Origin of the sequence: Pseudomonas fluorescens (genome assembly GCF_030344995.1) — a bacterium.
In the GTDB taxonomy this organism is placed as follows: Bacteria; Pseudomonadota; Gammaproteobacteria; order Pseudomonadales; family Pseudomonadaceae; genus Aquipseudomonas; species Aquipseudomonas fluorescens_BF.
The window spans coordinates 379,621-396,535 of record NZ_CP128260.1; the positions used below are offsets into that span (position 1 = coordinate 379,621).

Annotated in this window: 1 protein-coding gene; it reads right to left on the bottom strand. The window is 62.8% G+C overall.

Features of this window, described 5'->3' with window-relative positions:
* Positions 1–61: 61 nt before the first annotated feature.
* A complete protein-coding gene (locus tag QR290_RS01740) occupies positions 62–16,597 on the bottom strand; it encodes a LapA family giant adhesin (protein WP_289204190.1) in 16,536 nt (5,511 codons plus the stop codon).
* Between the last annotated feature and the right edge of the window lie 318 nt (positions 16,598–16,915).

Here is a 16,915-nt window from a genome sequence, read left to right on the forward strand (position 1 = left end):
CACCGGTTCAAGCGCCGCAAACGTGACGGCCGCCCCAAGTGGGGCGGCCGTTGTTCACGCATCAGCTGTTGTTGTGGTCGACCTTGATGGTCGGATCGCTGCCGGCAATCAGGTTGTGAATGTTGGCCGTGGACCAATTGTTGCCTTCCAGTTTGATCGTCACGTCCGGTGTGGCGGCTGCGGCGTCGCCCGAGTTGAACTTGCCGCCCGAGCTGACTTGCAGCGACGAAACGCCGTCGACCGTGGTGATCTTCAGGAAGTTGTCGATGGTGCTGCCGGTCTCGCCCTGCAACAGGTCACGCAGGTCGATGCGGTCGCCTTCGCTGGCCTTGAAGTCCTTGATCACGTCGTTGCCGGTGTCGCCCGCCTTCCAGACGAAGGTGTCGGCGCCCGAACCACCGATCAGGATGTCGTTGCCCTGACCACCGATCAGCGTGTCGTTGCCGGTGCCGCCGAGCAGGATGTCATTGCCCTTGCCGCCGTCGAGCAGGTCGTTGCCGCCCGAGCCGAACAGGATGTCATTGCCCGCGCCGCCCAGCAGCGTGTCGTTGCCATCGTGGGCACCGGACACATCGAACGCCTGATAGTGCTCGGTGATGTACTGGTGCACGTTGCTGGTGGTGACTTTGCTGACGTCGACCCCGGTTTCCTTGGCCACGAACGCCTGCATCGCCTGGTAACCCTCGCCGGCAATGCCGTTGAAGCTCACCAGGTCGCCGAACAGGATGTCGTTGCCGTCGCCACCGCTGACGGTGTCGTTGCCCGGCATCGTTGCTTCGGTGTGGCCGATGATCGAGTTGGCCAGGTCCTTCGGATCGATGTTGGTTTGCGGCGTCTTGTCCGAATCGTACGGTTTCAGGTCGTTGAGACTGACACCGCTGTTGATGCCGATGGCTTCCACATTCGACAAACCGTTGAGCAAGGCGAAACCGCTGCTGGCGTTATCGGTGGTCGTCGTCGTGGTGCTGCTGCCGTTGCCCGCCAGGCTCGAGAACTCGTAAGTGCCGTCGCCCTGGGCATGCAAGGTGCCGAAGTTCTGGTACGACCAGCTGCCGCCGGACTTGGTCCAGACCGTCACGTAGCCGGAGGCACTGATGTCGATCTGGTGCGTGCTGTCCGGGTACAGGCTGACGGCTTTGCCCAATTGATAGTTGCTGGTGGTGATCAGGCTATCGAGGGTTTTGTTGCCGTACAGCGTCGGGTTGGTCGACTCGTTGTTCTGGTAGTAGGTCGGCTGGCCGTCGGTGATGAAGTACGTAAGGTTCTTCGCCCCGGTGTTGGCCATGGCCTCAGCGCTCTGGAACCAGTTGGCGGTGGTCTTGAACACGTCCTCGTAGTTGGTACCGCCGCCGGACGACATCGAGTCCAGCACGGCCTTGAGCAAGGTCAGTGCGTTCGGGTCGTTGAGGTTCACCGACACCGACTTGTTGACCTGGGTATCGAAGTCCACCAGGAAGATGTTCACCGTCCCCGAGTTGCTGCCGCCCAGGCTCTGCTTGAGGGTGTTGAACACCGACGTCAGCGAGTCCTTGGCCGCGTTGATCGAAGAGGTACTCATACTGCCCGAGCTGTCGACCATGAACGCGATGTTGTAGTTGGTGCCCGGCACCACGGTCAGGCCGCCGATGTCGGCGACGATGATGTCGTTGCCGTCGGTACCGGTGACGGTGTCGTCGGCCGAAGTGGCAACAATCGAGTTGTAGACCGCCGGGACCACGGTGACCGGAATGGTCGCGGTGGTGCTGGCCGAACCGCCCACAGCCTCGGTGGAGGTCGAGGTCACGGTCAGGTTGAACTGGCCGTTGTAGTAGGTCGGCGGAGTCACGGTCAGGGTGCCGAGGTTCCAGCCGGTGACGTTGGCGTCGCCGCTGTTGGCGGTCACGGTGAAGCTGTGGCCTGCGCCGTCGCTGAGCACCGAACCGACCGGTGCGCCGCTGATCTTGATGCTCAGGGTTTCCGAGCCGTCGGTGTCGGTCAGCGCAGTGCTGATCGACGACAGTTTCACGGTGGTGCCTTCGGCGCCGGTGTTGAGCTTGTAGCCGTCGTAATAGCCTTCGCCATTGGTGCCGTGCAGATCGGAGACGGTCACGCCGGCATTCACCAGGTCCTGCACGCCGGTGTAGATCGGCACGCCGGCACTGCTCAGGTCGATCGGCGTGCCGCCGTTGACCGACAGGTTGACGTCGTAGCTGCCCGGGCCGCTCTGGTTGTGGTGGTAGATGTCCAGGGTGTAGTAGCCGCTGGTGGTCGGGGTGAACGAACCGTTGAGGTTGCCGCCCGCGCCCCACGTCGTGGACGCCACGCTCTTGCCGCCGATGGTCACCAACAGGCTGTCATCACCGGTGCCGCTGAAGGTGTAGGTCTTGCCGGCTTCCAGATAGATCAGACCGGACGTCTTCGATGCGGTGCCGGCGGTCACGCTGCCGTCGGACTGCACGTTGTTCACGGTGCCGCTGGTGTTTGGCTTGCCGGCACCGTCGATCACGTTTTTCAGGGTGGTCGAATTCGCGCCGCTGCCGTCGGTGCCCAGGCCCGACAGACCGGTCCAGACTTCCTTGATCAGGCCGGTGGACTTCACGTTGTTGTCGGCGACCGACAGGGTCGGTGCATCCGCCACCGGGGTGATGTCGATCTTCACGGTGCCGGTGTTGCCCAGCAACTGGCCGTCGGTTGGCTGGAACTTGATCTGTGCGTAGTCAGCCTGGTTGTTGCCCAGGCCGGTGCCGCCGTAACCGTTCACGCCCGACTCGTTGGCATCCGGCAGGAAGCGCAGCTTGCCGGCGTCGATGTCGGCCTTGCTGAAGGTCTGGTTGGTGGCGACGTCTTTCCAGGTCGAGCCGTCCAGGTACTGCAGTTTGCCTTCGCCCGGCAGCTGGGTGATTTTCACGCCCAGGCTGCTGGCCGGGCTGTCGACGTCGCTGACGCCGAAGGTCGACCAGCCGAGGATCAGCGGGGTGTCTTCGGTGCCGGTGACGTTGACCGGTGCAGCGACCGGCGCATCGTTGACTGCCACAACGTTGACCGTGGTGGTCGCGACGTTGGAGTAGTTGCCGCCATCGGTCACGGTCACGGTGATGATCCGTGGCACGGTGCTCGGGTCTTCACTGCTGTTGGTGAAGCTGATGTTCTTGATCGCCTGCATGTAGTCGGCCAGCGTCGCATTGCCCGACAGGGTCAGCGTGATCGTGCCATTGGTGCTGTTGGCATTGATGGTGATGCCATTGACGCTGTTGCCCAGGTTCAGCGCATCGCCGTCCTGACGGTTGGTCAGCACGACGGTGGCGCCGGTCAGCATGGTGCTGTCCGGGTCGGTGATCTTGATGTCGGTGTCGGCAATCGACACGCCTGCGCCCGGGGTGTTCTCGGTGAAGGTCACCTTGTAGTCGGCACCCGTTGCACCGCTGGAGTTGTTGGCGTCGAGGTCGATGACCGGCGGTGCATCGTTGTCGATGATCGAGGTGCTGACGCTGCCATTGGTGCTGCTGACCGCCAGGTTTTCGAAGTTGCCACCGGTGGCCGAGTCGATCTTGACTACGAAGTTCTCGGTGCCTTCGGTGATCTTGTCGTCGATGGTCGCAACGTTGAACTGCGCGCTGCTGGCACCCGCCGGGATCTTCACGGTGTACACGCCGGTGAAGTCCGAACCGTCGGCGGCGGTGCCGCTGTAGACGATTTTCAGGGTCACTTCGGTTTGCGCCGGGTGGTTGAGGCTGACGGTGTAGCTGGCGGTCTGGCCTTCGGTCACCGAGGTGCTGCCGGTGATGCTGACGGTGGTGGTGTCGATGGTATCGGTGACGCTGGTCACGGCTGGCGTGGTGCTGGTCACCAGATTTTCGAAGTTGCCGCCCGTGGCGTTGGTGATCGTGGCCTGCACGTTGCCGGCGTCCTTGTAGACGTCGTCGGCTGGCGCAGGAACGGTCACGGTGCCCGTGGTCTTGCCGGCTTCGATGGTGATCACCGAGCCGTTGCTCAGGGTCACGGTCACTGGCGAACCAGCGGCGTTGGTCAGCGTTGCGGTGTAAGTGATCTGGCCACCCTCGGCCACGGTGCCTGTCGCGCTGAGCGTCAGGTTGGTGGTGTCGATGGTGTCGGTGACGGTGGTCGAGACCGGAGTTTTGTCGGCCACGAGGTTTTCGTAGTTTTCGCCAGAAACGTTGGTGATCGAGTTGGTCAGCGGTGTGTGACCGGTCAACGCGTCATTCGGCGCGGTGGTGGTCACGGTGCCGGTGGTTTTACCCACTTCGATGGTGATCGACTGACCGTTGGCCAGGGTCACAGTCACAGGCGAGCCAGTTACTGGTGCGCCTACAGTCGCGGTGTAGACAACGTTGCCACCCTCGGCCGCCGTCGTGGTCGCGGTCAGCTTCACGGTGGTGGTGTCGATGGTGTCAGTGACGCTGGTCACCGCTGGCGTGGTGCTGGTCACCAGGTTTTCGAAGTTGCCGCCCGTGGCGTTGGTGATCGTGGCCTGTACGTTGCCGGCGTCTTTGTAGACGTCATCGGCTGGCGCAGGAACGGTCACGGTGCCGGTGGTCTTGCCGGCTTCGATGGTGATCACCGAGCCGTTGCTCAGGGTCACGGTCACTGGCGAGCCAGCGGCGTTGGTCAGGGTTGCGGTGTAAGTGATCGAGCCACCTTCAGCCACGGTGCCGGTCGCGCTGAGCGTCAGGTTGGTGGTGTCGATGGTGTCGGTGACGGTGGTGCTGACCGGCGTCTTGTCGGCCACCAGATTTTCGTAGTTACCGCCGGTCACGCCGGTGATTGCGTTGGTCAGCGGCGCATGACCGGTCAACACGTCGTTCGGCGCGGTGGTGGTCACGGTGCCGGTGGTCTTGCCGACTTCGATGGTGATCGACTGACCGTTGGCCAGATTCACGGTTACCGGCGAGCCAGTCACTGGTGCACCCACGGTGGCGGTGTAGGTGACCGTGCCACCTTCAGCTGCTGTGGTGGTTGCGGTCAGCTTCACGGTGGTGGTGTCGATGGTGTCGGTGACGCTGGTTACCGCTGGCGTGGTGCTGGTGACCAGGTTCTCGAAGTTGCCGCCCGTGGCGTTGGTGATCGTGGCCTGCACGTTGCCGGCGTCTTTGTAGACGTCGTCGGCTGGCGCGGCGACGGTCACGGTGCCAGTGGTTTTGCCGGCTTCGATGGTGATCACGGCGCCATTGCTCAAAGTCACGGTCACCGGGGTGCCCGCAGCGTTGGTCAGGGTCGCGGTGTAAACAATCGAACCGCCCTCGGCGACCGAGTTGGTGGCGCTGAGGGACAGGTTGGTGGTGTCGACGGTGTCAGTGACGGTGGTCGAAACCGGGGTCTTGTCGGCAACGAGATTCTCGTAGTTCCCGCCAGTCACGTTGGTGATCGCGTTGGTCAGCGGCGCATGACCATTCAACACGTCGTTTGGCGCGGTGGTGGTGACGGTGCCGGTGGTTTTACCCACTTCGATGGTGATCGACTGACCGTTGGCGAGGGTCACGGTCACAGGCGAGCCAGTCACTGGCGCGCCGACGGTCGCGGTGTAGACAACGTTGCCACCTTCGGCCGCCGTCGTGGTCGCGGTCAGCTTCACGGTGGTGGTGTCGATGGTGTCGGTGACGCTGGTCACGGCTGGCGTGGTGCTGGTGACCAGGTTTTCGAAGTTGCCGCCAGTGGCGGACTTGATCGTGGCCTGCACGTTGCCGGCGTCTTTGTAGACGTCGTCGGCTGGCGCAGGAACGGTCACGGTGCCGGTGGTCTTGCCCGCTTCGATGGTGATCACCGAGCCGTTGCTCAGGGTCACGGTCACTGGCGAGCCAGCGGCGTTGGTCAGGGTTGCGGTGTAAGTGATCGAGCCACCTTCAGCCACGGTGCCGGTCGCGCTGAGCGTCAGGTTGGTGGTGTCGATGGTGTCGGTGACGGTGGTGCTGACCGGCGTCTTGTCGGCCACCAGATTTTCGTAGTTACCGCCGGTCACGCCGGTGATTGCGTTGGTCAGCGGCGCATGACCGGTCAACACGTCGTTCGGCGCGGTGGTGGTCACGGTGCCGGTGGTCTTGCCGACTTCGATGGTGATCGACTGACCGTTGGCCAGATTCACGGTTACCGGCGAGCCAGTCACTGGTGCACCCACGGTGGCGGTGTAGGTGACCGTGCCACCTTCAGCTGCTGTGGTGGTTGCGGTCAGCTTCACGGTGGTGGTGTCGATGGTGTCAGTGACGCTGGTTACTGCTGGCGTGGTGCTGGTGACCAGGTTTTCGAAGTTGCCGCCAGTGGCGTTGGTGATCGTCGCCTGCACGTTGCCGGCGTCTTTGTAGACGTCATCGGCTGGCGCAGGAACGGTCACGGTGCCAGTGGTTTTACCGGCTTCGATGGTGATCACGGCGCCGTTCGACAGGGTCACGGTGACTGGCGAGCCAGCGGCGTTGGTCAGGGTCGCGGTGTAGATGATCGAACCGCCCTCGGCAACCGAATTGGTGGCGCTGAGGGTCAGGTTGGTGGTGTCGACCGTGTCGGTGACAGTGGTCGAAACCGGGGTCTTGTCGGCGACGAGGTTTTCGTAGTTGCCGCCCGTCACGCCGGTGATCGCGTTGGTCAACGGCGCGTGGCCGGTCAGCGCATCGTTCGGTGCGGTGGTGGTGACAGTGCCAGTGGTCTTGCCGACTTCGATGGTGATCGACTGACCGTTGGCCAGGGTCACGGTGACTGGCGAACCGGTCACAGGCGCGCCTACGGTGGCGGTGTAGGTGACAGTGCCGCCTTCAGCCGCCGACTCGGTCGCGGTCAGTTTGACCGTGGTGGTATCGATGGTGTCGGTGACTTCCGTTACGGCTGGGACAGTGCTCGGAACAAGGTTCTCGAAGTTGCCACCGGTGGCGGTCGAAATGGTCGCCTCGACTTTGCCGGCATCTTTGTAGACATCGTCTTTCGGCGCGTCGACGGTCACGGTGCCGGTGGTTTTACCGGCCTCGATAGTGATTACGGCGCCGTTGCTCAAGGTCACGGTCACCGGGGTGCCCGCAGCGTTGGTCAGTGTGGCGGTGTAAGTGATCGAACCACCCTCGGCTACCGAATTGGTGGCGCTCAGGGTCAGATTGGTGGTGTCGACGGTGTCAGTGACAGTGGTCGAAACCGGCGTTTTGTCGGCTACGAGGTTTTCGTAGTTGCCGCCCGTCACGCCAGTGATGGCGTTGGTCAGCGGCGTGTGGCCGTTGAGTGCATCGTTCGGTGCGATGGTGGTGACAGTGCCAGTGGTTTTGCCCACTTCGATGGTGATCGACTGACCATTGGCTAGGGTCACAGTCACAGGCGAGCCGGTCACTGGCGCGCCAACAGTGGCGGTGTAAGTAACGGTGCCACCTTCAGCGGCCGTTTCGGAAGCGGTCAGCTTCACGGTCGTCGTGTCGATGGTGTCGGTGACTTCAGTAACAGCCGGAACGGTGCTCGGAACCAGGTTCTCGAAGTTGCCACCGGTTGCGTCCTTGATCGTCACTTCGACTTTGCCGGCGTCTTTGTAGACGTCATCGGCAGGTGCGGCAACGGTCACGGTGCCAGTGGTTTTACCGGCTTCGATAGTGATCACGGCGCCGTTCGACAGGGTCACGGTCAGCGGAGTGCCGGCCGGGTTGCTCAGGGTGGCGGTGTAAACGATCGAACCACCTTCGGCCACGCTGTCGGTCGCAGTCAGCGACAGATTGGTGGTGTCGACGGTGTCGGTCACGGTGGTGCTGACCGGAGTCTTGTCGGCTACGAGGTTTTCGTAGTTGCCGCCGGTTACGCCGGTGATCGCGTTAGTCAGTGGTGCGTGACCATTCAACGCATCGTTTGGCGCGGTGGTGGTCACGGTGCCGGTGGTCTTGCCCACTTCGATGGTGATCGACTGACCGTTGGCCAGCGTCACGGTGACTGGCGAGCCGGTCACAGGTGCGCCTACGGTGGCGGTGTAAGTGACAGTGCCACCCTCAGCTGCCGACTCGGTCGCAGTGAGTTTGACCGTGGTGGTGTCGATGGTGTCGGTGACTTCGGTCACTGCCGGAACAGTGCTCGGCACCAGGTTCTCGAAGTTGCCACCGGTGGCGGTCGAAATGGTTGCTTCGACTTTGCCGGCATCTTTGTAGACATCGTCTTTTGGTGCGTCGACGGTCACGGTGCCGGTGGTTTTGCCGGCCTCGATGGTGATCACGGCGCCGTTCGACAGGGTCACGGTCACCGGCGTACCCGCCGGGTTGGTCAGGGTCGCGGTGTAGACAATCGAACCGCCCTCGGCCACGGAGCCAGTGGCGCTCAGGGTCAGGTTGGTGGTGTCGACGGTATCAGTGACGGTGGTCGAAACCGGCGTTTTGTCGGCCACCAGGTTTTCGTAGTTACCGCCAGTCACGCCAGTGATCGCGTTGGTCAGCGGCGCGTGACCGTTGAGTGCGTCGTTCGGTGCGGTGGTGGTGACGGTGCCGGTGGTTTTGCCCACCTCGATGGTGATCGACTGACCGTTGGCCAAGGTTACTGTCACTGGCGAACCAGTCACAGGCGCGCCGACGGTAGCAGTGTAAGTAACGGTGCCGCCTTCCGCCGCCGACTCGGTCGCGGTGAGTTTCACCGTGGTGGTGTCGATGGTGTCGGTGACGTTGGTCACGGCCGGAACAGTGCTCGGCACCAGGTTCTCGAAACCACCGCCAGTAGCGGTCGAAATGGTCGCCTCGACTTTGCCGGCGTCTTTGTAGACGTCGTCTTTCGGCGCATCGACGGTCACGGTGCCGGTGGTTTTACCGGCTTCGATGGTGATCACGGCGCCGTTCGACAGGGTCACGGTCACCGGCGTACCCGCCGGGTTGGTCAGGGTCGCGGTGTAAGTGATCGAGCCACCTTCGGCAACCGAGTCGGTGGCCGTCAGATTCAGGTTGGTTGTGTCGACAGTGTCCGACACCGAGGTGTCAGCGGACTTGCCGTCCACCGCCAGGTTTTCGTAGTTGCCACCGGTGGCCTTGTCGATGGTCACGCTCAGCGAGCTGCCGCCCGCCAGCGGGCTGTTCGGCGCGACGAAGTTCACGGTGCCGGTGGTCTCGCCGACGGCGATGGTGATGGTCTGGCCGTTGGACAGGGTCACGACGACCGGCGAACCGGTCACTGGCGCTGTCACGGTCGCGGTATAGACCACGGTTTCGCCTTCGGCGACGTTGGCGGTAGCGGTCAGCGAGACGGTGGACGTGTCGATGGTGTCATTGACGGTGGTGACCGCCGGGGCGGTGCTGGTGACCAGGTTCTCGAAGTTGCCACCGGTGGTGGTCGAAATGGTCGTCTCGACTTTGCCGGCGTCTTTGTAGACGTCGTCTTTCGGCGCATCGACGGTCACGGTGCCGGAAGTTTTGCCGGCCTCGATAGTGATCACGGCGCCGTTGCTCAGGGTCACGGTCACCGGAGTGCCGGCGGCGTTGGTCAGGGTCGCGGTGTAGGTGATCTGGCCACCTTCGTTGACTTCCGGCGTGGCGCTCAGGGTCAGGTTGGTGGTGTCAACGGTGTCGGTCACGGTAGTGCTGACCGGCGTTTTGTCGGCCACGAGGTTTTCGTAGTTGCCGCCGCTCACGCCAGTAATCGAGTTGGTCAGCGGCGTGTGGCCGTTGAGCGCATCGTTCGGTGCGGTGGTGGTCACGGTGCCGGTGGTCTTGCCGACCTCGATGGTGATCGACTGACCATTGGCCAGGGTTACGGTCACAGGCGAGCCGGTCACTGGCGCGCCAACGGTGGCGGTGTAGGTGACGGTGCCGCCTTCAGCCGCCGACTCGGTCGCGGTCAGTTTGACGGTCGAGGTGTCGATGGTGTCGGTGACATCGGTGACGGCTGGAACGGTGCTTGGCACCAGGTTCTCGAAGTTTCCGCCGGTTGCATCCTTGATGGTGACTTCGACTTTGCCGGCGTCTTTGTAGACGTCGTCTTTCGGTGCATCGACGGTCACGGTGCCGGTGGTTTTGCCGGCTTCGATGGTGATGACCGCGCCGTTGCTCAAGGTCACGGTCACCGGAGTGCCGGCCGGGTTGGTCAGGGTCGCGGTGTAAACGATCGAACCGCCTTCGGCCACCGAGTCAGTCGCGCTCAGGGTCAGGTTGGTGGTGTCGACGGTGTCGGTGACGGTGGTCGAAACCGGGGTCTTGTCGGCTACGAGGTTTTCGTAGTTACCACCAGACACGCCGGTAATCGAGTTGGTCAGCGGGGTGTGACCGTTCAGCGCGTCGTTCGGCGCGGTGGTGGTGATGGTGCCGGTGGTTTTACCCACTTCGATAGTGATCGACTGACCATTGGCCAAGGTCACGGTCACAGGCGAACCGGTGACAGGCGCGCCAACGGTGGCGGTGTACGTAACGGTACCGCCTTCAGCTGCCGATTCGGTCGCGGTGAGTTTCACCGTGGTGGTGTCGATGGTGTCGGTGACTTCGGTAACCGCTGGAGCAGTGCTCGGAACGAGGTTCTCGAAGTTGCCACCAGTCGCATCCTTGATGGTGACTTCGACTTTGCCAGCGTCTTTGTAGACGTCATCTTTCGGCGCATCGACGGTCACGGTGCCGGTAGTTTTCCCGGCCTCGATGGTGATGACGGAGCCGTTGCTCAACGTCACGGTCACCGGAGTGCCGGCCGGATTGGTCAGGGTGGCGGTGTAGGTGATCGAGCCACCTTCGGCCACCGAGTCAGTGGCACTCAGGGTCAGATTGGTGGTGTCGACGGTGTCGGTCACGGTGGTGCTGACCGGCGTTTTGTCGGCCACGAGATTTTCGTAGTTACCGCCGCTCACACCGGTGATCGAGTTGGTCAGCGGAGTGTGACCGTTCAACGCATCATTCGGCGCAGTGGTGGTGACGGTGCCGGTGGTTTTGCCCACCTCGATGGTGATCGACTGACCATTCGCCAGGGTCACGGTCACAGGCGAACCTGTCACCGGTGCGCCGACGGTGGCGGTGTAAGTGACAGTGCCACCTTCCGCCGCCGACTCGGTCGCGGTCAGTTTCACCGTGGTGGTGTCGATGGTGTCGGTTACATCGGTGACGGCTGGAACGGTGCTTGGCACCAGATTCTCGAAGTTGCCGCCAGTTGCATCCTTGATGGTGACTTCGACTTTGCCGGCGTCCTTGTAGACGTCATCTTTCGGCGCATCGACGGTCACGGTGCCGGTGGTTTTGCCGGCCTCGATGGTGATGACGGAGCCGTTGCTCAACGTCACGGTGACCGGCGTACCGGCCGGGTTGGTCAGGGTGGCGGTGTAGGTGATCGAGCCACCTTCGGCCACGGTGCCGGTCGCGGTCAGCGTCAGGTCGGTGGTGTCGACGGTGTCAGTCACGGTGGTGCTGACCGGCGTCTTGTCGGCCACCAGATTTTCGTAGTTGCCGCCGCTTACACCAGTGATCGAGTTGCTCAGCGGGGTATGACCGTTGAGCGCATCGTTCGGCGCGGTGGTGGTGATGGTGCCGGTGGTCTTGCCGATTTCGATGGTGATGGTCTGACCGTTGGCCAGGGTCACGATGACCGGCGAGCCAGTCACCGGAGCGCCAACAGTGGCGGTGTAGGTGACGGTGCCGCCCTCAGCCACCGACGTATCGGCGCTCAGCTTCACGGTCGACGTATCGATGGTGTCAGTCACTTCAGTGACGGCCGGAACGGTGCTCGGAACCAGATTTTCGAAGTTGCCGCCGGACGCATCCTTGATGGTCACTTCGACTTTGCCGGCGTCTTTGTAGACGTCATCGGCCGGAGCCGGAACGGTCACGGTGCCAGTGGTTTTGCCGGCTTCAATGGTGATCACCGAGCCATTGCTCAACGTCACAGTCACCGGAGTGCCAGCCGGGTTGGTCAGGGTGGCGGTGTAAACGATCGAACCACCTTCAGCCACGGAACCTGTGGCGCTCAAGGTCAGGTTGGTAGTGTCGACGGTGTCAGTGACTGAGGTCACGGCCGGAGTCTTGTCGGCGACCAGGTTTTCGTAATTGCCGCCGCTGGTGCCGTCGATCTTCACGCTCAGCGTGTTGCCGCCGGCCAGTGCATCGTTCGGTGCGGTGTAGTTGACGCTGGCGCTGCTGGCGCCGACCGGGATGGTGATGGTCTGCCCGTTGGACAGCGTCACGACCACTGGCGAACCGGTCACTGGTGCGGTGACGGAGGCGGTGTAAACCACCACGCCGCCTTCAACGGTGCTGGCCGTGGCGCTCAGGGACACGGTGCTGTTGTCGATGGTGTCGGTGACGTCGGTCACCGCCGGGGTCTTGTCGACCACCAGGTTCTCAAAGTTGCCGCCCGTGGTCTTGGTGATGCTGGCGTCTACTTTGCCGGCGTCCTTGTACACGTCGTCGCCCGGTGCGGCGACGGTGATGGTGCCGGTGCTCGCGCCCTTGGCGATGTTGATCACCGCGCCGTTGCTCAGGGTTACGGTCATGGCCGTGCCGGCCGGGTTGGTCAGGGTCGCGGTGTAGACGATCGAACCGCCCTCGGCAACCGAACCGGTGGCGCTCAGGCTGATATTGGTGGTGTCGACGGTGTCGGTGACCTTGGTCACCACAGCCGTACGGTTGGCATCGACCTGTTCGAAGTTGCCGCCGCTGTGGCTGGCAATCGCGGTCTGCACCTTGCCGCCATCGATGTAAGGGGTGTTGGCCGGCGCAGGGAAGTTCACCGAACCGCTGGTGGCACCGGCGGCGATGTTGATCACCGCGCCGTTGGCCAGGGTCACGGTCATGGCGGTGCCGGCCGGGTTGCTCAGGGTCGCGGTGTAGGTGATCTGGCCACCTTCGCTGACGGTGTCGCTGGCACTCAGGGTCAGCGTGGTCTTGTCGATAGTGTCGTTGACCGTGGTGCTGACCGGCGTCTTGCTGACGTCGAGCTTCTCGAAATTGCCACCGCTGGCATCGGTCATGGTCACGGTGAGCTTGCTGACATCCTTGTAGACGTCATCGCTCGGCGCCGGGATGGTCACCGAACCGCTGGTCTTGCCGGCCTCGATAACGATGGTCTGGCCGTTGCTCAGATTGACGGTCACCGGCGTCTGCGCGGCGTTGGTCAGGGTCGCGGTGTAAGTGATCGACGTGCCTTCGAGCACATAGCTTTCAGCGCTGAGGGTCAGGTGCGTGGTGTTGATGGTGTCGGCGACGTTGGTCACCGCTGGCGTCGGGTTGGCCACCAGGTTTTCGAAATTGCCGCCGGAGGTGTCCTTGATGGTCACTTCGACCTTGCCGGCATCTTTGTAGACGTCATCGGCAGGAGCCGGAACGGTGACGGTGCCAGTGGTTTTGCCGGCTTCGATGGTGATGACGGAGCCGTTGCTCAACGTCACGGTCACCGGGGTGCCGGCCGGGTTGGTCAGGGTGGCGGTGTAGACGATCTGCCCGCCCTCGTTGACGTTGCCGGTGGCGGTCAGCGATACGGTGGTGGTGTCGACAGTGTCGGTGATGGTGGTGCTGACCGGGGTTTTGTCGGCCACGAGGTTTTCGTAATTGCCGCCGCTGACGTTGGTGATCGAGTTGGTCAGCGGTTCATGGCCAGCCAGCACGTCATTCGGCGCGGTGGTGGTCACGGTACCGGTGGTTTTGCCGACTTCGATGGTGATCGACTGACCGTTGGCCAGGGTCACGGTCACCGGCGAGCCGGTTACCGGGGCGCCAACCGTCGCGGTGTAAGTGACGGTGCCGCCTTCAGCAGCCGATTCGGTCGCGGTCAGTTTGACGGTCGAGGTGTCGATGGTGTCGGTGACCTGGGTCACGGCCGGAACAGTGCTTGGCACCAGGTTTTCGAAGTTGCCGCCGGTTGCGCCGGTGATGGTCGCTTCGACTTTGCCGGCATCCTTGTAGACGTCATCGGCAGGGGCTGGAACGGTCACGGTGCCGGTGGTTTTACCGGCCTCGATGGTGATGACCGCGCCATTGCTCAAGGTCACGGTCACCGGGGTGCCGGCCGGATTGGTCAGGGTCGCGGTGTAGATGATCGAGCCGCCCTCGGCCACGGAATCGGTGGCGCTCAGGGTCAGGTTGGTGGTGTCGACGGTGTCGGTCACAGTGGTGCTGACCGACGTCTTGTCGGCGACCAGATTCTCGTAGTTGCCGCCGCTCACGCCGGTGATCGCGTTGGTCAGCGGTGCGTTGCCGGCCAATGCGTCGTTCGGTGCGGTGGTGGTCACGGTGCCGGTGGTCTTGCCCACTTCAATCGTGATGCTCTGGCCGTTAGCCAGGGTCACGGTGACCGGCGAGCCAGTCACCGGCGCGCCGACAGTGGCGGTGTAGGTAACGGTGCCGCCCTCGGCCGCCGTCTCGGTCGCGGTCAGTTTGACGGTGGTGGTGTCGATGGTATCGGTGACATCGGTGACAGCCGGAACGGTGCTTGGCACCAGGTTCTCGAAGTTGCCGCCGGTGGCGTCCTTGATGATGACTTCGACTTTGCCGGCGTCTTTGTAGACGTCATCGGCAGGGGCCGGAACGGTCACGGTGCCGGTAGTTTTGCCAGCTTCGATGGTAATGACGGAGCCGTTGCTCAACGTCACGGTCACTGGCGTGCCAGCCGGATTGGTCAGGGTCGCGGTGTAAACAATCGAACCACCTTCAGCGACAGTGCCGGTAGCGCTCAGGGTCAGATTGGTGGTGTCGGCAACGTCTGTAACCGTGGTCGAAACCGGAGTCTTGTCGGCTACCAGATTTTCGTAATTACCACCGGAAACGCCGGTGATCGAGTTGGTCAGTGGTGCATTGCCGGTCAACGCGTCGTTCGGCGCGGTGGTGGTCACGGTGCCAGTGGTTTTGCCCACTTCGATGGTGATCGACTGACCGTTGGCCAGGGTCACGGTCACCGGCGAGCCGGTTACCGGGGCGCCAACGGTAGCGGTATAAGTGACAGTGTCACCTTCAGCGGCCGACTCTGTCGCGGTGAGTTTCACCGTGGTGGTGTCGATGGTGTCAGTCACGTCGGTAACGGCAGGAACAGTGCTTGGCACCAGGTTCTCGAAGTTGCCGCCGGTGGCGTCCTTGATGGTGACTTCGACCTTGCCGGCGTCTTTGTAGACGTCATCGGCTGGCGCCGGAACGGTCACGGTGCCGGTGGTTTTGCCAGCTTCAATGGTGATGACGGAGCCGTTGCTCAACGTCACGGTCACCGGGGTGCCGGCCGGATTGGTCAGGGTTGCGGTGTAGACGATCGAACCGCCTTCGGCCACGGAACCGGTGGCGCTCAGCGACAGGTTGGTGGTGTCGATGGAGTCGGTAACGGTCGTGGTCGCTGGCGTCGTGTTCGGCACCAGATTCTCGAAATTGCCGCCGGTCGCGCCGGTAATCGTGGTGCTGACGGTGCCGCCGTTGTTGTAGACGTCATTCGGTGCGGTCGGCACGTTGACGCTGCCGGTGGTCTTGCCGGCTTCGATGGTGATGGTCGAGCCGTTCGACAGGGTGACGGTCACCGGCGTCTGCGCCGGATTGGTCAGGGTCGCGGTGTAGGTGATCTGGCCACCTTCGACCACAGTGCCGGTCGCGGTCAGGGTCAGGCCGGTGGTGTCTTTCGAATCGACGATCGTGGTAACGGCCGGTGTCGGATTCGGCACCAGGTTTTCGAAGTTGCCGCCGGTGGCACCGGTGATGGTGGTGGTGACGGTGCTGCCGTTGTTATAGACGTCATTCGGCGCGGTCGGCACGTTGACGGTACCGGTGGTCTGGCCGGCGCCGATGGTGATGGTCGAGCCGTTGGACAGCGTCACGGTCACCGGCGTCTGCGCCGGGTTGGTCAACGTGGCGGTGTAGGTGATCTGACCGCCTTCGGTCACGCTTGGACCGGCCGTCAGGGTGACGGTGGTGGTGTCGATGGTGTCGGTGACCTGAGTCGTGGCCGGAGTGGTCGGCGGGGTCACGGTGATGCCGCTGCCGCCAGTGGTGCCGGTGACCGTCACGTCGATCTGGGTCGGGTCGTTATAAACAGTGTCGTTCGGTGCCAGTGGCACGTTGACGGTGCCGGTGGTGGAACCGGCCGGAATCACGATCACCGCGCCGTTGGACAGGGTGATGGTCAGGTCGGTCAGCGGCGCCTGGGTCAGGGTCGCGGTGTACACCAGAACGCCGCCGGCTTCGGTGATGGTCGGCGTGGCGCTGAGGCTCAGGGTCGACTCGCGCAGAGCGTTGGCGGTGGTGTCGGTGGTCTGGCCACCGGTGGTGTCCTGGGCAACCTGGCCGGCGGAGTTGATGCCTGCGGTCGGGAAGCCAATGGTCGGGTCGACGCGGCCGGCGGTCGCATCGAGCATCACGAAGCTGTGGCCACCACCAGCGGCACCGCCAGTCCCTGCGGCGCTCGGGCCGGCAGCGGTGGATTCAAGGGCGGTGGTCGGGTCGACACCGGCGGCGATGGCTTGTTGCAGCTCTTCTACCGACGGCGCGGCTTGCGCGGTGGCTTCGGCCAGGTCGGTGCTGGAATCCGGGGTATCGGCGCTCCACTGAGTGTCGCGGCCCAGATCAATCGTGCGGCCATCGGCCAGTTCCAGGGACACGGCGCCGGAAACGCCGGTGTCGACCTGATCGCCGGCAAACAGCCGGTCGCCTTCAACGAGTACGCGACGGACGCCCTCTGGGGACACCACGAAAACCTGACCGACAATGCTTTTGACGATGGCAACAACACTGCTCATTGAAGACTCTCCGGGTGTCACGTTCAGTTGACTTCCATAGACCTGATGGCGATCTGCGCCGATTCAGTCTGGACGTACTTTTAAAAAAAGATGAAGCAAAGTTGACGCTGCTTTTCGTCAATATTTTGGCTATATTCTTTCGCTATTAACTTTATGCCAAACTATTGACCTTCTGGGAGCCATCCTAAACAATCGCCCCGGTAATGTCACATTGATATTTATGCGGCGACCTGCCCTTCAGCGTGTGATCCAGTTCCGGTTTTAAACTTTCCGACATACGGTCATTCCGGTTGCCATCTTCCGACGCAGCTCGTCATT